The organism is Stenotrophomonas sp. HMSC10F06, assembly GCF_001807865.1.
Lineage (GTDB): Bacteria > Pseudomonadota > Gammaproteobacteria > Xanthomonadales > Xanthomonadaceae > Stenotrophomonas > Stenotrophomonas bentonitica_A.
This window is the reverse complement of the sequence record NZ_KV791259.1, coordinates 63,501-83,590: the sequence shown is the minus strand read 5'-3', so window position 1 is coordinate 83,590 and position 20,090 is coordinate 63,501. Positions and strand designations below refer to the sequence as shown.

At 65.6% G+C, this 20,090-nt stretch carries 21 protein-coding genes and 1 tRNA gene; 20 read left to right on the top strand and 2 right to left on the bottom strand.

Annotation, left to right across the window (positions count from 1 at the left end; genetic code table 11):
- The first annotated feature begins 71 nt into the window (after positions 1-71).
- The 5 genes from trpB (at position 72) to glmM (ending at position 5,182) form a co-directional block, all read left to right on the top strand.
- The gene (gene trpB / locus HMPREF3113_RS04040; RefSeq protein ID WP_019182666.1) at positions 72-1,298 is read left to right on the top strand and encodes a tryptophan synthase subunit beta; all 1,227 of its coding nucleotides are present in this window, start codon (positions 72-74) and stop codon (positions 1,296-1,298) included.
- Positions 1,295-1,993 (top strand): hypothetical protein, encoded by a 699-nt coding sequence (locus tag HMPREF3113_RS04035; protein ID WP_070470929.1) that lies wholly within the window; start codon positions 1,295-1,297, stop codon positions 1,991-1,993. Before trpB ends, HMPREF3113_RS04035 begins: the two co-directional genes overlap by 4 nt.
- Position 1,994: 1 nt before the next feature.
- Complete coding sequence (trpA, locus tag HMPREF3113_RS04030) at positions 1,995-2,807, top strand: tryptophan synthase subunit alpha (protein WP_070470927.1); 813 nt, start codon at positions 1,995-1,997, stop codon at positions 2,805-2,807.
- A gap of 138 nt (positions 2,808-2,945) precedes the next feature.
- On the top strand, positions 2,946-3,830 hold the full coding sequence (gene accD, locus HMPREF3113_RS04025; RefSeq protein ID WP_070470925.1) for an acetyl-CoA carboxylase, carboxyltransferase subunit beta: 885 nt from the start codon (positions 2,946-2,948) through the stop codon (positions 3,828-3,830).
- Positions 3,830-5,182 carry a phosphoglucosamine mutase gene (glmM, locus tag HMPREF3113_RS04020; RefSeq protein WP_070470923.1) on the top strand — a complete coding sequence of 451 codons (1,353 nt, stop codon included), beginning with the start codon at positions 3,830-3,832 and terminating at the stop codon, positions 5,180-5,182. The genes accD and glmM overlap by 1 nt, the downstream gene beginning before the upstream one ends.
- A 71-nt stretch (positions 5,183-5,253) precedes the next feature.
- Here glmM and HMPREF3113_RS04015 read toward each other — a convergent pair whose 3' ends face one another.
- A complete protein-coding gene (locus HMPREF3113_RS04015; protein ID WP_070470921.1) occupies positions 5,254-6,108 on the bottom strand; it encodes a polysaccharide deacetylase family protein in 855 nt (284 codons plus the stop codon).
- On the bottom strand, positions 6,095-7,246 hold the full coding sequence (locus tag HMPREF3113_RS04010) for a glycosyltransferase family 4 protein (RefSeq protein WP_070470919.1): 1,152 nt from the start codon (positions 7,244-7,246) through the stop codon (positions 6,095-6,097). The genes HMPREF3113_RS04015 and HMPREF3113_RS04010 overlap by 14 nt, the downstream gene beginning before the upstream one ends.
- Positions 7,247-7,638: 392 nt before the next feature.
- On the opposite strand from HMPREF3113_RS04010, the gene HMPREF3113_RS04005 reads away from it, so the two are divergent.
- The 15 genes from HMPREF3113_RS04005 to nuoK all read left to right on the top strand — a co-directional run bounded on the left by HMPREF3113_RS04005 (position 7,639) and on the right by nuoK (position 20,085).
- Complete coding sequence (locus HMPREF3113_RS04005) at positions 7,639-8,574, top strand: isopenicillin N synthase family dioxygenase (RefSeq protein WP_019182673.1); 936 nt, start codon at positions 7,639-7,641, stop codon at positions 8,572-8,574.
- 277 nt (positions 8,575-8,851) lie between these two features.
- Positions 8,852-9,607, top strand: coding sequence for a triose-phosphate isomerase (gene tpiA, locus HMPREF3113_RS04000; protein ID WP_046273238.1), 756 nt, complete (start codon positions 8,852-8,854; stop codon positions 9,605-9,607).
- A 55-nt stretch (positions 9,608-9,662) separates the two neighbouring features.
- Entirely contained in the window at positions 9,663-10,103 is a 441-nt protein-coding gene (secG, locus tag HMPREF3113_RS03995; RefSeq protein WP_026069698.1) for a preprotein translocase subunit SecG, read from the top strand.
- A 49-nt stretch (positions 10,104-10,152) separates the two neighbouring features.
- Positions 10,153-10,237: transfer RNA gene (locus HMPREF3113_RS03990), tRNA-Leu, on the top strand.
- A gap of 112 nt (positions 10,238-10,349) precedes the next feature.
- A complete protein-coding gene (locus tag HMPREF3113_RS03985) occupies positions 10,350-10,706 on the top strand; it encodes an NADH-quinone oxidoreductase subunit A (protein WP_026069699.1) in 357 nt (118 codons plus the stop codon).
- Complete coding sequence (locus HMPREF3113_RS03980) at positions 10,697-11,251, top strand: NuoB/complex I 20 kDa subunit family protein (RefSeq protein WP_019182677.1); 555 nt, start codon at positions 10,697-10,699, stop codon at positions 11,249-11,251. The genes HMPREF3113_RS03985 and HMPREF3113_RS03980 overlap by 10 nt, the downstream gene beginning before the upstream one ends.
- A gap of 32 nt (positions 11,252-11,283) precedes the next feature.
- A complete protein-coding gene (locus tag HMPREF3113_RS03975) occupies positions 11,284-12,036 on the top strand; it encodes an NADH-quinone oxidoreductase subunit C (RefSeq protein ID WP_019182678.1) in 753 nt (250 codons plus the stop codon).
- Positions 12,033-13,340, top strand: a complete 1,308-nt coding sequence (locus HMPREF3113_RS03970; protein ID WP_070470917.1) for an NADH-quinone oxidoreductase subunit D — start codon at positions 12,033-12,035, stop codon at positions 13,338-13,340. The genes HMPREF3113_RS03975 and HMPREF3113_RS03970 overlap by 4 nt, the downstream gene beginning before the upstream one ends.
- Before the next feature lie 94 nt (positions 13,341-13,434).
- Positions 13,435-13,962: an NADH-quinone oxidoreductase subunit NuoE gene (nuoE, locus tag HMPREF3113_RS03965; protein ID WP_019182680.1), complete on the top strand. Its 528-nt coding sequence runs from the start codon at positions 13,435-13,437 to the stop codon at positions 13,960-13,962.
- Positions 13,963-13,965: 3 nt separating this feature from the next.
- On the top strand, positions 13,966-15,306 hold the full coding sequence (gene nuoF, locus HMPREF3113_RS03960; protein ID WP_019182681.1) for an NADH-quinone oxidoreductase subunit NuoF: 1,341 nt from the start codon (positions 13,966-13,968) through the stop codon (positions 15,304-15,306).
- The gene (gene nuoG, locus HMPREF3113_RS03955) at positions 15,303-17,537 is read left to right on the top strand and encodes an NADH-quinone oxidoreductase subunit NuoG (RefSeq protein ID WP_070470916.1); all 2,235 of its coding nucleotides are present in this window, start codon (positions 15,303-15,305) and stop codon (positions 17,535-17,537) included. Before nuoF ends, nuoG begins: the two co-directional genes overlap by 4 nt.
- Positions 17,534-18,625: an NADH-quinone oxidoreductase subunit NuoH gene (nuoH, locus tag HMPREF3113_RS03950; protein WP_070470914.1), complete on the top strand. Its 1,092-nt coding sequence runs from the start codon at positions 17,534-17,536 to the stop codon at positions 18,623-18,625. Before nuoG ends, nuoH begins: the two co-directional genes overlap by 4 nt.
- A 3-nt stretch (positions 18,626-18,628) precedes the next feature.
- The gene (gene nuoI, locus HMPREF3113_RS03945; protein WP_017355930.1) at positions 18,629-19,117 is read left to right on the top strand and encodes an NADH-quinone oxidoreductase subunit NuoI; all 489 of its coding nucleotides are present in this window, start codon (positions 18,629-18,631) and stop codon (positions 19,115-19,117) included.
- A 9-nt stretch (positions 19,118-19,126) separates the two neighbouring features.
- Positions 19,127-19,783, top strand: a complete 657-nt coding sequence (locus HMPREF3113_RS03940; RefSeq protein ID WP_026069700.1) for an NADH-quinone oxidoreductase subunit J — start codon at positions 19,127-19,129, stop codon at positions 19,781-19,783.
- Entirely contained in the window at positions 19,780-20,085 is a 306-nt protein-coding gene (nuoK, locus tag HMPREF3113_RS03935) for an NADH-quinone oxidoreductase subunit NuoK (protein WP_019182685.1), read from the top strand. The genes HMPREF3113_RS03940 and nuoK overlap by 4 nt, the downstream gene beginning before the upstream one ends.
- The last annotated feature ends 5 nt before the right edge of the window (positions 20,086-20,090 follow it).

The following is a 20,090-nucleotide window of genomic DNA, read 5'->3' as shown; positions in this document are numbered from 1 at the left end:
CAGATATTATCGATATTCCTGTCATGACAGGTGCGTTAAATTGGCAGCCTGTCTCCACCGGCTGTCGCGCTATGTCCGCTTCCCCCACTTCCCCCATCGTCGATTTCCACGCCTACCCCGATGCCAACGGCCATTTCGGCCGCTATGGCGGAAGTTTCGTCGCCGAGACCCTGATCGGGCCGTTGCAGGAGCTGGCCGCCGCCTATGACCAGGCACGTCGCGATCCGGCCTTCATCGCCGCCTATGACAAGGACCTGACCCACTACGTGGGCCGTCCCAGCCCGATCTACCATGCCGAGCGCCTGAGCCAGCAGGTCGGCGGTGCGCAGATCCTGCTCAAGCGCGAGGACCTCAACCACACCGGCGCGCACAAGATCAACAACACCATCGGCCAGGCGCTGCTCGCCGCGCGGATGGGCAAGAAACGCATCATCGCCGAGACCGGCGCAGGCCAGCATGGCGTGGCCAGTGCCACCGTAGCCGCACGCCTGGGCCTGGAATGCGTGGTCTACATGGGCGCCACCGACATCGAGCGGCAGAAGATCAACGTTTACCGCATGAAGCTGCTCGGCGCGACAGTGGTGCCGGTCACCTCCGGCTCGGCCACCCTCAAGGACGCGCTCAACGAGGCGATGCGCGACTGGGTCACCAACGTGCGCGACACCTTCTACATCATCGGCACCGTGGCCGGCCCGGATCCGTACCCCCGCATGGTGCGCGATTTCAACGCGATCGTCGGCCGAGAAGCCCGCGCGCAGATGCTCACCGACTACGGTCGCCTGCCCGATGCGATCACCGCCTGCGTCGGCGGTGGCAGCAATGCGATCGGCCTGTTCCACGCGTTCCTCAACGATCGCGACGTGCGCATCGTCGGCGCCGAAGCGGCCGGCGATGGCATCGAGACCGGCCGTCACGCCGCCTCCATCGCGGCCGGCCGCCCGGGCGTGCTGCATGGCAACCGCACCTATGTGATCTGCGATGACGACGGCCAGATCACCGAAACCCATTCGGTCTCGGCCGGCCTCGACTACCCGGGCGTCGGCCCGGAGCACGCCTTCCTGGCCGATGCCGGGCGCGCCGAGTACGTGGGCATCACCGATGACGAAGCGCTGGCCGCGTTCCACCAGCTGGCGCACAGCGAAGGCATCCTGGCAGCGCTGGAATCCAGCCATGCGGTGGCGCAGGCGATCAAGATCGCCCGCGAGCTGCCGCGCGACAAGCTGGTGCTGTGCAACCTGTCCGGCCGCGGCGACAAGGATGTACACACCATCGCTGCGCGCGAGGGTCTGGTGCTGTGAATCCGCTGCTGCGCCAGGGAAGTGCGCTGCTGATGGTGGTCGGCCTGACCGGATGCACGCCGCCGGATCCGCCGGTGCTGCCGGCACCTGCCGCAGCGGTCGGTGCGGTCGTACCGGCGCGGCAACGGGCCAGCAATGACGATGACATCGCCAATCGCCCGATCGAGGACGAGCCGGCGCCGCCTGCCGCGGCGGAGGCCACCGTGGCTGACGAGGCCGCCCCTTCGGTGGTCTCGGTCGCGCTGGATCATGCAGGCGATGTGCTGATCGGGCAGCGCTTCACCGAGCTCGCCGCCGATGGCCCCTGGCATTCGGCCGGGCTGAGCGAGGGCGAGCCGAGCGGTGCGTGCGAGTACTACGAGCGGGGCAACCTGCCCGAGGGCGTGTCGATGATGGTCGAGGACGATCACGTGCAGCGCTTTGAACTGGCCCCGATCGAGGACTCCTACGAGGCCATCACCCAGCCGGGGCCGTTCGGGCTGCGCCTGGGCATGACGCTGGATGAAGCGCTCAAGCGCTTGCCGCCGGGAAGTACGCGCGCACCGCATGCCTATGACCCGGAAACGGGCGAATACCTGACCTGGCAGGACCCCGGCTCGGATCTGGCGATCCGGCTGGAGATCTTCGACGGGGTGATATCGAAGCTGTACTGGGGCGCCAGTGGCGCCGTTGAACTGATTGAAGGATGTGCCTGAGATGTCCGTGGACCGTATCGATGCCTGTTTTGCCCGCCTGCGCGATGAAGGTCGCAAGGCGCTGATTCCCTTCATCACCGCTGGTGACCCTGGCCTGGACGCCACCGTGCCGGTGATGCACGCCCTGGCGGCTGCCGGTGCGGACGTGATCGAACTGGGGGTGCCGTTCTCCGACCCGATGGCCGACGGCCCCACCATCCAGCGCAGCTCCGAACGCGCGCTGGGCCGCGGGGCAGGGCTGCGCTACGTGCTGGAAACGGTCGCAGCCTTCCGGCGGGACGATGCCACCACCCCGGTGGTGCTGATGGGCTATCTCAACCCGATCGAGATCCATGGCACGGCCCGCTTCGCGCAGTCGGCGATCGCCGCGGGTGTGGACGGCATCCTGCTGGTCGACCTGCCGCCGGAAGAAGCCGCCGAAACCCGTGAGATCTTCACCGCGGCCGGTCTGGCGCTGATCCTGCTGGCCTCGCCGACCACGGCCGACGCTCGTCTGGATACCTTGTCCGCGATGGCCGAAGGCTACCTCTACTACGTCAGCTTTGCCGGTGTGACCGGCGCATCCGAACGCCTGGACAGCAGCGCCGCCAGTGCCCGCCTGCGCGACCTGCGCAGCCGCTCCAGCGTGCCGGTGGTGGCCGGCTTCGGGATCAAGGATGCGGCCAGTGCGGCGGCCATGGCCGTGGAGGCCGATGGCGTGGTGGTGGGCAGTGCACTGGTGGCCGCATTGGGCGAGGCGCCCGATGCCACGGGCGCAGCACGGACCGCGCAGGCATTCCTCACGCCGCTGCGACGCGCTCTCGACGCCGCCTGAAGCACGCAAACGTACGTACCAGAATGGTTTACGTCAGCCCCCCGGCAACCGCCGGGGGGTGCCCGAGCACGGAAACGGTGAGCTAGACTGTCCGCCTTTGCGGCCCCCGGGCCGCCCTGAACGGAAGTAGCATCCCGCATGAGTTGGCTCAGCAAGTTGATGCCGTCTGGCATCCGCACCGACAACGTCCCCAGCAAGAAGCGCAGCGTCCCCGAGGGCCTGTGGGAGAAGTGCAGCAGCTGCGGCAGCGCGCTCTACCGTCCTGAGCTGGAAGAGAACCTGGAAGTCTGCCCCAAGTGTGGCCACCACATGGCCATCCGCGCGCGTGCGCGCCTGGCCGCGCTGTTCGATGCGGACAGCACCACCGAGATCGGTGCGCGCCTGGGGCCAACGGACCTGCTCAAGTTCAAGGACCAGAAGAAGTACAGCGAGCGCATCAAGGCTTCGCAGAAGAACACCGGCGAGTACGATGCACTGATCGCCATGCAGGGCCTGATGAAGGGCCGCCCGCTGGTCGCCTCGGCGTTCGATTTCGCCTTCATGGGCGGCTCGATGGGCTCGGTGGTCGGTGAGCGTTTCTCGCTGGCTGCGGAAAAGGCATTGGAGATCGGTGCGCCTTACGTGTGCTTCTCCGCCAGTGGCGGCGCGCGCATGCAGGAAGGCCTGTTCTCGCTGATGCAGATGGCCAAGACCTCGGCCGCGCTGGGTCGCCTGCGCGATGCCGGCCTGCCGTACATCTCCGTGCTGACCCACCCGACCACCGGTGGCGTGTCGGCCTCCTTCGCGATGCTGGGCGACATCAACATCGCCGAGCCGCAGGCACTGATCGGCTTCGCCGGCCCGCGCGTGATCGAGCAGACCGTGCGCGAAAAGCTGCCGGAAGGGTTCCAGCGCTCGGAGTTCCTGCTCGAGCACGGCGCGATCGACCAGATCTGCGACCGCCGCGAGATGCGCGACCGCCTGTCGGAGCTCCTGGCCATGCTGGCGCGTCAGCCCGCACCGGCACCGGACGCGGCGGCCTGATGGCGTCGCGCAAGTATTTCGGCACCGACGGCATCCGCGGCAAGGTCGGTGAGGGCGTCATCTCCGCCGATTTCGTGCTGCGCCTGGGCAATGCGCTCGGGCGCGCGCTGACCGAGCGCAACGGGCACCGCCCGGTGGTGGTGATCGGCAAGGACACCCGCATCTCCGGCTACATGTTCGAAGCCGCGCTGGAGGCCGGGCTGGTCGCGGCCGGTGCGGACGTGCAGCTGCTCGGCCCCATGCCAACGCCGGCGGTGGCCTTCCTCACCCGCACCCTCGGTGCGGATGCGGGCATCGTCATCAGCGCCTCGCACAATCCGCATTACGACAACGGCATCAAGTTCTTCTCCGCCGATGGCGAAAAGCTCGATGACGCCACCGAGCTGGCCTTGGAAGCGGCGCTCGATGCGCCTTTCACCACGGTCGAGTCCGAGCGGCTGGGCAAGGCCATGCGCGCGCGTGATGCGGTCGGCCGCTACATCGAATTCTGCAAGGCCAGCGTGCCGCGCGGGTTCGATCTGCGTGGGCTGAAGATCGTGCTCGACTGCGCGCACGGTGCCACCTACCACGTTGCCCCGCTGCTGTTCCGCGAGATGGGCGCGCAGGTGGTCAGCATCGGTGATGCACCCAACGGGCTGAACATCAACGATGGCGTCGGCTCGATGCACATCGACAATCTGGCCGCGAAAGTGCGCGAAGTCGGCGCTGATTTCGGCATCGCCTTCGACGGTGATGGCGATCGCGTGCTGATGGCTGATGACCAGGGCAATCCGGTCGATGGCGATGACCTGCTGTTCGTGCTGGCCCAGGCCTGGCAGCGCAGCGGTCGCCTGCATGGCCCGGTGGTCGGTACGTTGATGACCAACTTCGGCCTGGAGCAGGCACTGGAACGGCTGAACATCCCGTTCCAGCGCAGCAACGTCGGTGACCGGTACGTGCATCAGGCGCTGGTCGAAAACAACGGCGTGCTCGGCGGCGAAGCGTCCGGCCATCTGCTGTGCCTGGACCGCGCCACCACCGGTGATGCGATCGTCAGTGCGCTGCAGGTGCTGGAAGTGCTGCGCCGTGACGGCACCTCGCTGCGCCAGGTGCTGTCGGTACTCAACGAGGTGCCGCAGAAGACCGTCAACGTGCGCCTGCAGGGCGCTGCCAAGGCCACCGTACAGGCCGAGAGCGTGCAGGCTGCGCTGCTGGCTGCACAGCAGGCAGTGAAGGGGCGCGGCCGCGCGTTCCTGCGGCCCTCGGGCACCGAGCCGGTGGTGCGTGTCACCGTCGAGGCCGACAGCGCCGAGTTGATGCAGTCCACGCTGGACAGCCTCTCGGCGGCGGTGAAGGCGGCGGCCGCGGCCTGAGCCGGGCAGCGAGGCCGGAAACTGGAAACGCCCCGGGAACCGGGGCGTTTTCGTTGCGGCGGGGTAGCGCGTTACGGCCCCGGCACCATCTTCTTTTTCTTCGCCTTGAAGCGGTTGAACAGCGGCGCGATCAGTGGGTGGTAACTGTAGGCGATGCGCTTGCGCAGCCAGCTCGCCGGGCGGTTGCGGATCGCGAAGCGGTAGATGTGTTCTGGATCGCCACCGACCACGTTGCGGCCGAACGGATGGGTGGTATGCAGGTACTTGAAGCCGTGCGCCCGCGCGATCTGCACGTAGTCCTCGTCGAAATCGCCGTACGGCCAGCACAGGGTATCCGAGACCTCGCCCAGCTGCTGCTGCAGGACATCGCGCGCCACCGACAGGTCGCCGGCGGTGCCCTGGCGCTTGTGCTCGCGGGAGATCGCCTGCCTGAGCCAGCGGGTGTGCGTGTGCGTGTGGCAATGCACTTCGAAGGTGCCGGCGGCGATCATCGCGCGCGCCTCGCTCCAGCGCATCATCACCTCGTCCGGGCGGTTGTCGCGCAGGATCGCCTCCTCGCAGCCGCGATGGTCCGGTGTCGCGGGCAGGGTGGCGCCGGGCTGGCCCGCATGCGGGCGGACATCGCCTTCGCCCATCCAGCCGGTCACCACGAACACGACCGCGTGCATGCCGTACTTGGCCAGGATCGGATGCGCGTACACCCAGTTGTCCAGGTAACCGTCATCGAAGGTGATCACGATCGACCTGGCCGGCGTCGGCTTGCCCGCGAGGAAATCCGCGTACTGGTCCAGCGTCAGCGAGGTCCAGCCATTGGCCGCCAGCCAGGCGATCTGGCTTTCGAAGTTTTCCGGCGAGACCGTGATCATCCCCGGGGACGGGGAGACATGGTGGTGCATCAGCACCGGGACGGATCTAGCGTTGGCCATGGCCCAGTTCCTTCAACCACTGGTGGTAATAGTGTTCGGTCGCTTCAGTGTGACCGGTCGGGGTGAAGCGGTGCGCGCTGCGCATCCATTCCCAGCCCGCCAGGCCCATCTGCTGGCGGCGGTCGGGGTGTTCGATCAGGGTACGCAATGCGTTGGTCAGCGCGGCCTGGTCGCCCAGCGGCGCGAGCAGGGCATTGCTGCCTTCCACCACCATCTCCGGTACGCCGCCCACGCGCGTGGCCACGATCGGCACGCCGACGTAGGCCGCCTCGAGGAACACCGTGCCGGCCGCTTCCTTGTGGGTGGCCAGCGCGAAGATATCGAAGCCGGCCATCAACCGGCAAGCGCCCTGGCGGTAGCCCAGCAGGTGCACCTGCGCGGCAATGCCGAACTGCTCGCGCAGGGCGATCAGGCGATCCATCACCGGCTGGCCATCACCGACGATCACCAGCTGCACGCGCGGGTTGGCCTGGCAAAGTGGCGCCATCGCCTTGAGCAGCTCCAGGTGGCCCTTGGGTTCGCGCAGCACTGCGACACAACCGACCACGATCTGCTCGTCGCTGAAGCCCAGTTCGGCGCGCACGTCGGCGCGGGTGTCCTGCAGGCACTGCCACGGGTCGCGCTTGGCGATCTGCGACCACTGCGGCGGCACCGCGATCGGCGGGACGATTCCCACGCGCGCATCGTCGATGCCGCGGCTGACCATCAGTTTCTTGACGAAGCTGCTCACGGTCATCACCCGGTGGGGCAGGCCGGTGTAGGTCAGCAGCGAGTTGATCGGGCTCATCAGGTGGCGCGAACGCACCACCAGCGGCGTGCCGCCCAGGCGGGCGCCGGCGGCGGCAATCAGGCTGTCCCGGCGGCTGGTGGTGTTGACCACGTCATAGCCATGGCGACGTACCAGGCGCGAGACCGACCAGATGCCGCGCAGCATGCGCAGCAGGCCGCCCATCCTGAGCGCGTGCACGGTGAAGCCGGCTTCGCGTGCCATCTCGCCCAGCCGCGCGCCGGGCTGGCACAGCAGCGAGACGTCATGGCCGCGATCGCGCATGGCCAGCATGTGGCGGTAGATGTAGATCTCCTGCCCGCCCAATCCCTTGGCAGCCTCGGTATGGAGAATTTTCAGTGGAGCGTTCATCGGTGGACAGTCCATGTGTGGAAACGCGCCCGCGGCAGGCGCGGGCGGCGGTCGTCATTGCCTGCGGAATCGCGCCAGCGCATCCCATGCGCTGTGCGGTGCCGTGGGTGGGAGGTCGTGCGTGCACATCGGCCACGGGGTCGGCCCTGCCGGCGTGAGCCGGCGCAACGCCATCGGCGATGGGGGGGAGGGCAGGGCATCCATCAGGCGGGCGGGGCAAGGAGTAAAGGGGGCGGCGCATCAGCGTCACCGTTGGCCCGTTCTGGCCGTCTGGGCGCGCGCATTGTATCGGTTTGTATCAATGTATCGGTGGCGGGGTTGGCCCGATCTGGCACAATGTTCAGCCGGGCCACAGCTGGCCCACCGACCACCATGAACAAGCAGGAATCGCTGTGAGCCAGATCCCCACCCTCGACATCACCCGTTTCGACACCGACCGCGATGCGTTCGTGGCTGAGCTGGGTGCGGCCTACCGCGAATGGGGCTTTGCTGGCATCCGCAACCACGGCATCCCGCAGGCCGACATCGACGCCGCCTACGAGGTCTTCAAGGCCTTCTTCGCGCTGCCCGAAGAGACCAAGCGCCAGTACCACGTGCCGGGCAGTGGCGGCGCGCGCGGCTACACGGCCTTCGGCGTGGAGACCGCCAAGGGCTCGCAGCACTTTGATCTGAAAGAGTTCTGGCACATCGGCCGGGAGATCCCGGACGACTCCCCGTACCGCGAGGTGATGGCCCCGAACCTGTGGCCGAGCGAGGTGCCGGGCTTCCGCGAGCGGGGTTACGGGATCTACCAGGCGCTGGACAAGCTGGGCTCGCGCGTCCTGTCGGCGCTGGCGCTGCACATTGGCCTGCCGGAGGACTTCTTCGCCGACAAGACCAACAACGGCAATTCGATCCTGCGCCCGATCCATTACCCCCCGATCACGGCGGAGAACATCCCGAACGTGCGCGCCGGGGCCCATGGCGACATCAACTTCATCACGCTGCTGGTCGGCGCCAGTGCGGCCGGCCTGGAAGTGCAGTCGCACGAGGGCAAGTGGGTGCCGTTCACCTCCGACGCGGACACCATCGTGGTCAACATCGGCGACATGCTGCAGCGCCTGACCAACCATGTGTACCCCTCCACGATCCACCGCGTGGTCAATCCCCCGGGCGAGCAGGCGCGCCAGCCGCGCTACTCGGTGCCGTTCTTCCTGCACCCGAACCCGGATTTCCTGATCGACGTGCTGCCGACCTGCATCACCCCGGAGAACCCGAGCCGCTACCCGGAGCCGATCACCGCCCACGGCTTCCTGGAAGAGCGCCTGCGCGAGATCAAGCTGAAGTAAGCGATCTGCCGGGGCAAGAACGAGGGCCGCCGAAAGGCGGCCTTCTTCATTCCGGGTCGTGCCGGCCGCTGGCCGGCTTGCTCCAACGCACTCCGATGCGCGCCAACCCACCTGCGCCCGCCCAGCCCGGGCGCCCCCGCCGCCGCTGTCGCCCTTGCACTTGCCTTTCGTCCGCAGCGAAAAATAAATATCCAATTGAAATGTAAGCGTTTTCCCACCAACGCCATTTCGTTGCATCCGTTATCATGGCCGGCTGATACCCAAAGGAGCCCCCGCCATGCGCCGCAAGATCGTCGCCGGTAACTGGAAGCTGCACGGCAGCCGCCAATTCGCCACCGACCTGGTCAGTGACCTGGTTGCCGACCTCCCGCTGCAGGGCGTCGACGTCGTGGTCCTGCCGCCGCTGCCGTATCTGGGCGAGCTGGTCGAAGCCTTCGAAGGCCGCGCCGTCGCGTTCGGCTCCCAGGATGTCAGCAGCAATGAAAAGGGCGCCTACACCGGTGAAGTCTCGGCCACCATGCTGGCCGAAGTCGGGGCCCGCTACGGCCTGGTTGGTCACTCCGAGCGCCGGCAGTACCACGCTGAAAGCAGCGAACTGGTCGCCCGCAAGTTCGCCGCCGCCCTGCACGCCGGCCTGACCCCGATCCTGTGCGTCGGTGAGACGCTCGAGCAGCGCGAAGCCAACCAGACCGAGGCGGTCATCGCCGCCCAGCTGGCCCCGGTGCTTGATCTGGTCGGGGCGGCAGGGTTCGCGCAGGCCGTGGTCGCCTATGAGCCGGTCTGGGCCATCGGCACCGGCCGGACCGCCTCCAAGGAGCAGGCCCAGCAGGTCCACGCGTTCATCCGTGGCGAAGTGGCCAAGCTCGATGCTAGAATTGCGGATTCACTGTCGATCCTCTATGGCGGCAGCGTGAAGCCCGACAACGCCGCGGAACTGTTCGCACAGCCCGATGTCGATGGTGGGCTGGTGGGCGGCGCCTCGCTGGTGGCCGCGGACTTCCTTGCCATCGCCGCCGCGGCGGCGGGGCGCTAATTAGTTACGTTGTCGGCCCAACCGCCGGCACGACATGTCCGAGGACGGATTCGAAATGCTGATGTTGATCCTCAATGTGGTCTACGTGCTGGTCGCAGTGGCCATGATCGCGCTCATCCTGATGCAGCGTGGTTCCGGCGCGGCCGCAGGGTCGGGTTTCGGTGCCGGCGCCTCGGGCACCGTGTTCGGCGCACGTGGTGCGTCCAATTTCCTGTCCAAGTCGACCAAGTGGCTGGCCGTGGTGTTCTTCGGCATCAGCCTCTTCATGGCCTGGTACGCCAGCCATGGCTCGCGCCCGGCGGCGCAGCAGGACCTCGGCCTGATGTCGGCGCCGGCCGCCACTGCGCCGGCCGCACCGGCAGGCGAGCTTCCGGCCGTGCCCAAGGCCCCGGAAACCCCGGCGCAGCAGCCTGTTCCGTCGGCCACTGTGCCGGCTCAGGCGGAAACTCCGAAATCTGGTGAAGAAAAGCCTTCGGAAGGCACCCAGACTCGCTGAAGACGGTTACAATATGCGGCGCACTGGAGAACAACCGGTGCGATCGTAAGCCCAGGTGGCGGAATTGGTAGACGCACTACCTTGAGGTGGTAGCGACGAGAGTCGTAGGGGTTCGAGTCCCCTCTTGGGCACCATTTGTTTGTAAGCGGGTTCGTCTGGCGCGCAAAGCGCCAGGTAGCGGTATCCGTCCACTCCCCCATGCCAAAGCGCCTGCAGGCGCAGCGGCAGAGGCAAGAGAGAATCGCTGTGCTGGCCGAATATTTGCCGTCTCTGCTGTTTCTGATCGTTGCCACCGGTATCGGCGTTGCGCTGATGCTGGTTGGCCGATTCCTCGGTCCCCGACGTCCTGATCTTAAAAAGCTCTCGCCGTACGAATGCGGCTTCGAGGCTTTCGAGGACGCGCGCATGAAGTTCGATGTGCGCTACTACCTGATCGCGATTCAGTTCATCGTATTTGATCTGGAAATCATCTTCATCGTGCCGTGGACCCAGGTCTTCATGGAACTGGGCGCACGTTCGCTGGTCACGATGGGCCTCTTCGTAGGCATGCTTTTCCTCGGTTTCATTTACGTCTGGAAGAAGGGAGCGCTGGAATGGGAGTAATTCAGACGCTCGACGGCCTGATGAACAACCCGGTCCCGGAAGGGCGGGTCGATGACATCCTGCGCCCCGAAGGCGACAACCCCCTGCTCGAAAAGGGCTACGTGACCACCAGCGTCGATGCGCTGTTGAATTGGGCGCGTACCGGTTCGATGTGGCCGATGACCTTTGGTCTGGCCTGCTGCGCAGTGGAAATGATGCACGCCGGTGCGGCGCGCCTGGATCTTGACCGTTACGGCGTGGTGTTCCGCCCGTCGCCACGTCAGTCCGACGTGATGATCGTGGCCGGCACCCTGGTCAACAAGATGGCTCCGGCCCTGCGCAAGGTCTATGACCAGATGCCGGACCCGAAGTGGGTCATCTCGATGGGCAGCTGCGCCAACGGTGGCGGCTACTACCACTACTCCTATGCAGTAGTGCGTGGCTGTGACCGCGTGGTGCCGGTGGACATCTATGTCCCCGGCTGCCCACCTACCGCCGAAGCGCTGGTGTACGGGATCCTGCAGTTGCAGAAGAAGATCTGGCGTACGCAGACCATCGCCCGCTGACATCCCTCCTGACAAGAGCACGCCAAGCCCCCATGGCAGAGCAAGCACATTCCTTCATCGACCGACTTTCCGCACGTTTCGCAGGTGCGCAGGTCTTCGTGGTCGAACCCCGCGGCGAAGTGACGCTGGAAGTGCCCGCCGCTGACTGGCATGCCACCGCTCTGGCGCTGCGCGACGAATTCGGTTTCGAGCAGGCCGTTGACCTGTGCGGCCTGGATTATCTCGGTTATGGCAGCGACGAATGGGATACGGCCGATGTGTCGTCCCAGGGTTTCAGCCGTGGCGTCGAGGGCAAGTCCGTCGGCCGTTTCGCCTGGGGTGAATTCCCCACCCGCGAAACCAGCGATGGCGCCCAGCCGCAGCCGATCCCGCTGCAGCGGTTTGCCGTGGTCGCCCAGCTGCGTTCCTACCAGCACAACCTCACCATGCGCATCCGCTGCTTTGCGCCGAACGAGGAACTGCCGGTGGTCGCTTCGCTGACCAACATCTGGCCGGGCCTGAACTGGTTCGAGCGCGAAGCGTTCGATCTGTTCGGCGTGATCTTCGAAGGTCACCCGGACCTGCGCCGCATCCTGACCGACTATGGCTTCGTCGGCCATCCGTTCCGCAAGGATTTCCCGCTGATCGGCAACGTCGAAGTGCGCTACGACGAAGAAAAACAGCGCGTCATCTATGAACCGGTGACCTCGGTCGAACCGCGTGTCGGCGTGCCGCGCGTGATCCGTGACGACGCCCGTTTCCAGACCGCTGCCGGTGAATCCGCGCAGTCGGAGGCAAGCAAGTGAGTGAATTCACCCAGGCCAGCCAGGCCTTTGCGAGCAACCCGGCCGAACTGCGCCAGGAGATCCGCAACTACACGATGAACTTCGGTCCGCAGCATCCGGCCGCGCACGGTGTGCTGCGCCTGATCCTGGAAATGGACGGCGAAACCATCATGCGTGCCGACCCCCACGTGGGCCTGCTGCACCGTGGTACCGAAAAGCTGGCCGAGTCCAAGCCGTTCAACCAGTCGATCGGCTACATGGATCGCCTGGATTACGTGTCGATGATGTGCAACGAGCACGCCTACGTGCGTGCGATCGAGACCCTGATGGGGATCGAGGCGCCGGAGCGTGCGCAGTACATCCGCACCATGTTCGACGAAATCACCCGCATCCTGAATCACCTGATGTGGCTGGGATCCAACGCGCTCGATCTGGGCGCGATGGCGGTCATGCTGTATGCCTTCCGTGAGCGCGAAGAGCTGATGGACTGCTACGAAGCGGTCTCCGGCGCGCGCATGCACGCAGCGTACTACCGTCCGGGCGGCGTCTACCGTGACCTGCCGGACCACATGCCCAAGTACAAGGAATCGCGCTGGCACAAGGGCAAGGCCCTGAAGAACCTCAACGCCTCGCGCGAAGGTTCGCTGCTGGACTTCCTGGAGAACTTCACCGTCGAGTTCCCCAAGCGCGTGGACGAATACGAGACCCTGCTGACCGACAACCGTATCTGGAAGCAGCGTACGGTCGGCATCGGCGTGGTCACCCCGGAACTGGCCCATGCCTGGGGCATGACCGGCGTGATGCTGCGTGGCTCGGGCATCGCCTGGGATCTGCGCAAGAAGCAGCCGTATGCCAAGTACGATGCGGTCGAGTTCGACATCCCGCTCGGCAAGGAAGGTGACTGCTACGACCGTTACCTGTGCCGCGTGGCCGAGATGCGCGAATCCAACCGCATCATCAAGCAGTGCGTCACCTGGCTGAAGGCCAACCCGGGCCCGGTCATGGTCAAGAACTTCAAGGTCGCGCCGCCCAGCCGCGAAGACATGAAGGACGACATGGAAGCGCTGATCCATCACTTCAAGCTGTTCAGTGAAGGCTACTGCGTCCCGGTCGGCGAAACCTACGCCGCCGTCGAAGCGCCCAAGGGCGAGTTCGGCTGCTACCTGATGTCCGATGGCGCCAACAAGCCGTTCCGCGTGCACCTGCGCGCGCCGGGTTTTGCCCATCTGTCCTCGATCGACTCGGTCGTGCGCGGGCACATGCTCGCCGACGTGGTGGCCATGATCGGCACCTACGATCTGGTGTTCGGTGAGGTGGACCGGTGATCGCATCCGCTTGCACGACGCCTGACACCCGCCGGCTGCTGCCGGCGCTGCAGGTTCTGGTTTTTAACGATTTCGTATTCGCTGAGGTCGGCCGATGAAGGCGACAGGTAATTTCGAGGCGGCGCGCGACGTCGACCCGATGGTGGTCTTGAGTGACAAGACCCGTGCGCACATCGATCACTGGCTGGCCAAGTTCCCGCCGGATCGCAAGCGCTCGGCTGTCCTGCAGGGCCTGCACGCCGCACAGGAACAGAATGCGGGCTGGCTGACCGACGAACTGATCGCCGGCGTCGCCAAGTACCTGGACCTGCCGCCGGTGTGGGCCTACGAGGTCGCCAGCTTCTATTCGATGTTCGAACTGGAGAAGGTCGGCCGCCACAACGTCGCCTTCTGCACCAACATCAGCTGCTGGTTGAACGGCGCCGAAGACCTGGTCGCGCATGCCGAGAAGAAGCTCGGCTGCAAGACCGGTCAGTCCACCGCCGATGGCCGCATCTACCTCAAGCGCGAAGAAGAATGCCTGGCCGGTTGCGCCGGTGCGCCGATGATGGTCATCAACGGCCATTACCACGAGCGCCTGACCGTCGAGAAAGTCGACGAGCTGCTGGACGGGTTGGAGTAAGACATGGCACATCATCACGCACCCAGTGGTCCGGTCGGTCCCGCACCGTTGCCGCACCAGGTGGTCTACACCACCCTGCATTACGACACTCCGTGGTCGTATGAAAACTACCTCAAGACCGGCGGTTACGCCGCCCTGCGCAAGATCCTCGAAGAGAAGATCTCGCCGGAGCAGGTCATCGAGATGGTCAAGCAGTCCAACCTGCGCGGCCGTGGCGGCGCGGGCTTCCCGACCGGCCTGAAGTGGTCCTTCATGCCCAAGGGCACGATGCAGAAGTACATCCTGTGCAACTCGGATGAATCCGAGCCGGGTACCTGCAAGGACCGCGACATCCTGCGTTACAACCCGCATTCGGTGGTGGAAGGCATGGCGATCGCCTGCTACGCCACTGGCTCGACCGTGGGCTACAACTACCTGCGTGGCGAGTTCCACCACGAGCCGTTCGAGAACTTCGAGCAGGCCCTGGCCGACGCGTACGCGAACGGCTGGCTGGGCAAGGACATCCTTGGCAGCGGCGTGGACATCGACATCTACGGTGCGCTGGGCGCCGGCGCGTACATCTGCGGCGAAGAAACCGCGCTGATGGAATCGCTGGAAGGCAAGAAGGGCCAGCCGCGCTACAAGCCGCCGTTCCCGGCCAACTTCGGCCTGTACGGCAAGCCGTCGACGATCAACAACACCGAGACCTATGCCTCGGTGCCGGCGATCATCCGCAACGGTCCGGAGTGGTTCCAGGGCCTGAGCCTGACCAAGAACGGCGGCCCGAAGATCTTCTCGGTCTCCGGCTGCGTGCAGAAGGGCGGCAACTTCGAAGTGCCGCTGGGCACCACCTTCGACGACCTGCTGGAAATGGCCGGTGGTCTGAAGCCGGGCCGCACGCTCAAGGGCGCGGTCCCGGGCGGCGTCTCGATGCCGGTGCTGAAGGCTGAAGAGCTCAAGGGCCTGCAGATGGACTACGACACCCTGCGTGCCCTGGGCACCGGTCTGGGGTCGGGCGCGATCGTGGTGCTGGACGACAGCGTCTGCTGCGTCAAGTTCGCCTGCCGCATCAGCCAGTTCTTCCACAAGGAATCCTGTGGGCAGTGCACCCCGTGCCGTGAAGGCACCGGCTGGATGCACCGCGTGCTGGAGCGCATCGTCGCCGGCAAGGCCACGATGGAAGACCTGCATCAGTTGAAGACGGTGGCCGGCCAGATCGAAGGCCACACCATCTGTGCGTTCGGTGAAGCGGCGGCATGGCCCATCCAGGGCTTCCTGCGCCAGTTCTGGGACGAATTCGAGTACTACATCGTCAACGGTCATTCGATGGTTGACGGCAAGAAGGTGGAGGCAGCCGCCGCATGAGCGCGCAACCCGTAAACCCGAGCGTGCCACCGGATCATGTGACCGTCGAAATCGACGGCCAGTCCCTGGTCGTGCCCAAGGGCTCGATGATCATCCAGGCCGCCGACAAGGCCGGCATTCCGATCCCGCGCTTCTGCTACCACGAGAAGCTGCCGATCGCCGCCAACTGCCGCATGTGCCTGGTCGACGTGGAAAAGTCGCCCAAGCCGGCACCGGCCTGCGCCACACCGGTCATGGATGGCATGAAGGTCGCCACCCGCAGTGAAAAGGCGCTGAAGTTCCAGCGCTCGGTGATGGAATTCCTGCTGATCAACCATCCGCTGGACTGCCCGATCTGCGATCAGGGCGGCGAGTGCGAGCTGCAGGACGTTTCGCTGGGCTATGGCCGTTCGGTCAGCCGCTTCAACGAGCGCAAGCGCGTGGTGCCCGACGAGGACATCGGTCCGCTGGTGGCCACTGAAATGACCCGCTGCATTCAGTGCACCCGCTGCGTCCGCTTCACCGCCGACGTTGCCGGTACCTATGAGCTGGGTGGCATGTACCGCGGTGAAAACCTGCAGATCGGCACCTACGACGGCAAGCCGTTGACGACCGAGCTGTCCGGCAACGTCGTCGATGTCTGCCCGGTCGGCGCGCTGACCAACAAGGTGTTCCAGTTCCGCGCCCGTCCGTGGGAACTGACCGCGCGTGAGTCGCTGGGTTACCACGACGCGATGGGCTCGAACCTGTTCCTGCACGTGCGTCGCGGCGAAGTGCTGCGCGCAGTGCCGCGCGACAACGAAGCCGTCAACGAATGCTGGCTGTCCGATCGCGACCGCTATTCGCACCAGGGCCTGTACAGCGATGACCGTGCGGTCAAGCCGCTGCGCAAGGTCAACGGCGAGTGGAAGGAAGTGAGCTGGGCTGAAGGCCTGGCCGCCGCCAAGGAAATCTTCGCCGCGAACCAGGGCGACGACCTCGGCGTGCTGGTGCACCCGTCGGCCTCGAACGAGGAGGGCGCGCTGCTGGCCCGCCTCGCCAGCGGCCTGGGCACCACCAACATCGATCACCGCATCAACAACCGCGACTTCTCCGACGCCGCCACCGCCGAAGTCTTCGGCCTGCCGCTGGCCGAGATCGAAGGCGCGGACAGCATCGTCGTGCTCGGCAGCAACATCCGTCACGAGCTGCCGCTGCTGCATGCCCGCCTGCGCAAGGCACAGACCACGCGCAACGCGAAGATCCATGCCGTCAATCCGGTCGACTTCGATTTCGCGTTCAAGCTGGCCAGCAAGCAGATCGTTACCCCGTCGGCCTTCATCGACGCGCTCGGCAATGCCGACCTGCGCGACGCGGTCAAGGGCGCCAGCAATGCCGTGCTGATCGTCGGTGGCATCGCCGAAAACCACCCGCAGGCTGCCGCGATCCGCGCCGCCGCGCGTGATTTCGCTGCCGCGACCGGTGCCAAGCTGTGCCGCATCCCGCAGGGCGCCAATGCCGTGGGCCTGACCCGCGCCGGCGTGCTGCCGGCCGGCAAGGACGTCAACGCCATGCTGGCGCAGCCGCGCAAGGCCTACGCAATCTACGGCATCGAGCCGGGCCTGGACTTCGCCGACGCCGCCGCTGCCCGCAAGGCACTGGCCGGTGCCCAGGTGGTGGCCTTCAGCCAGTTCGCCTGTGCCTCGACCCGCGATGTGGCCGACGTGATCCTGCCGATCGGCGCGCTGCCGGAAGTGGATGCCACCTTGACCAACCTCGATGGTCGCGAGCAGTCGGCACGTGCCGGCGGCAAGCTGCCGGGCGAGGCGCGTGAAGGCTGGCGCGTGCTGCGTGCACTGGGCGGCGAACTGTCGCTGGCTGGTTTCGAGTTCACCGATCTGGCCGGCCTGCGCGCCAGCCTGGCCCCGGTCAGCGTCAACGTGTCGTCTTCGGCGGCCACGCCGGTGGCGGGCGAGGGCCTGGAAGTGACCTCGACCGCCGCGATCTACCGCACCGATGCGGTGGTCCGTCGTGCCCAGGCGCTGCAGTCGCATCCGCTCAACAACGCCCCGCGCATCGTGCTCAACGCCGACGACGCTGCCCGCCTGCAGTTGGTGGAAGGCCAGATGGCCAAGGTCGGCACCGATGCCGGCCGTGCCACCTTGCCGGTGGTGGTCGACGCCCGCGTTGCCGCTGGGTCGGTCTGGATTGAATCGGGCCACGGTGCAACCGCACCGCTGGGTGCCGCACGCGTAACGGTGGTGGCTGCATGAACGAATTGCTGTTGAACGCGGTCGACCCGCTGCACCAGTGGCTGCTGTCACTGGGCGACATCGGCGCGCTGCTCTGGATCATCCTGAAGATCCTGGTGATCGCCATGCCGGTGATCATCTCGGTGGCCTTCTACGTGGTCTGGGAGCGCAAGCTGATCGGCTGGATGCACGTGCGTCATGGCCCGATGTATGTCGGCATGGGCATCTTCCAGGCCTTCGCCGACGTCTTCAAACTGCTGTTCAAGGAAATCATCCAGCCGAGCAGCTCGCACAAGGCGATGTTCATCCTGGCGCCGCTGATCACGCTGGGCCCGGCCTTCGCGGCCTGGTCGGTGATTCCCTTCGACGCCCGGATCGTGCTCTCCAATGCCAACGCCGGCCTGCTGTACCTGCTGGCGATGACCTCGCTGGGCGTGTACGGCATCATCCTGGCCGGTTGGGCCTCCAACTCGAAGTACGCGTTCCTCGGTGCGATGCGCGCCTCGGCGCAGATGATCAGCTACGAAATCGCGATGGGCTTTGCCCTGGTCGGCGTGATGATCGCCTCGGGCAGCCTCAACCTGAGCAACATCGTGATGGCGCAGGCGGGCAACTCCGGTCTGTTCGACTGGTTCCTGCTGCCGCTGTTCCCGCTGTTCATCGTGTACTGGGTGTCCGGCGTTGCCGAAACCAACCGCGCGCCGTTCGACGTCGTGGAAGGTGAATCGGAAATCGTGGCCGGCCACATGGTCGAATACTCCGGTGGTGCGTTCGCGCTGTTCTTCCTGGCCGAATACGCCAACATGATCCTGATCAGCTTCCTGATCTCGATCTTCTTCCTCGGTGGTTGGCTGAGCCCGCTCCAGGGTTGGATCACGGCAGACATCTCGCCGTGGATCGACTGGATCTGGAAGGGCGGCTGGCCGTGGCTGCTGCTGAAGGTCTTCTTCTTCGCCAGCTCCTACATCTGGTTCCGTGCCAGCTTCCCGCGCTTCCGTTACGACCAGATCATGCGTCTGGGCTGGAAGGTCTTCATCCCGCTCACCATCTTCTGGATTGCAGTGACGGCGTTGATGGTGTTTTACGGCGTGATCCAGAAGGGCGTCTAAGCGATGAACCGAATTACCCATTACTTCAAAAGCCTGCTGCTCCTTGAGCTGCTCGGTGGTCTGTGGCTGACCCTGAAGTACGCCTTCAAGCCCAAGTACACGCTGATGTACCCGATGGAGAAGTTCCCGCAGTCGCCGCGTTTCCGCGGCCTGCACGCGCTTCGCCGCTACCCCAACGGCGAGGAACGCTGCATCGCATGCAAATTGTGCGAAGCGGTGTGCCCGGCGCTGGCGATCACCATCGATTCGGCAAAGCGCGAGGACGGCACCCGCCGTACCACCCGTTACGACATCGATCTGTTCAAGTGCATCTTCTGCGGCTTCTGCGAAGAAAGCTGCCCGGTGGACTCGATCGTCGAGACCCACATTCTCGAGTACCACTTCGAGAACCGTGGCGAGAACATCGTTACCAAGCCGCAGCTGCTGGCCATCGGTGATCGGCTTGAAGCCGAGATCGCCGAGCGTCGCGCCGCCGATGCCGCTTTCCGCTGAGGTCGAATGATGGATTGGGTAAATATCAGTTTCTGGGTCTTCTCCATCGTGGCGGGCATTTCCGCTGCGGCGGTGATCAGCGTGCGCAATCCGGTCTATGCCGTGTTGTGCCTGATCCTGACCTTCTTCTCCGTGGCCTGCATCTGGATCCTGGTCGGCGCCGAGTTCCTGGGCGTGGCCCTGGTGCTGGTCTACGTCGGCGCGGTCATGGTGCTGTTCCTGTTCGTGGTGATGATGCTGGACATCGATCCCTCCAACCTGCGTGAGGGCTGGGTGCGTTACCTGCCGCTCGGCCTGGTGGTGGCGGTGACGATGCTGGTGCAGATGCTGGTGCTGATCGGCGTGAAGGGCAGGGCGGTCAATCCGTTCCCGGCCGACAACGCTGCCGCGCTGGCTGCCGACACCTCCAACATCACCTGGCTGGCCCGCAGCCTGTTCACCGAATACCTGCTGCCGTTCGAGTTCGCCGCCGTCATCCTGACCGTGGCCGTGGTTGCCGCCGTGATGCTGACCCTGCGTCGCCGCACCGGCCTGAAGACCCAGAACCCGTCCGAGCAGACCATGGTCAAGGGCAGCGACCGCCTGCGCGTGGTCAAGATGGACGCGGAGAAGCCGGTCGTGCACACCAACATCAAGCCGTCCAGCAACGAGGAGGCGCAGCCATGATCACGCTTGGCCACATTCTGGCGCTCGGCGCGGTGCTGTTCTGCATCAGCCTTGCCGGCATCTTCCTCAACCGCAAGAACATCATCGTGCTGCTGATGTCCATCGAGTTGATGCTGCTGTCGGTCAACATCAATTTCGTCGGGTTCTCGCGTGAGATGGGTGATACGGCCGGACAGCTGTTCGTCTTCTTCATCCTGACCGTGGCCGCGGCCGAGGCCGCCATCGGCCTCGCGATCCTGGTAACCCTGTTCCGTACTCGCCGCACCATCAATGTCGGCGAAGTCGATTCGCTGAAGGGCTGATCCGT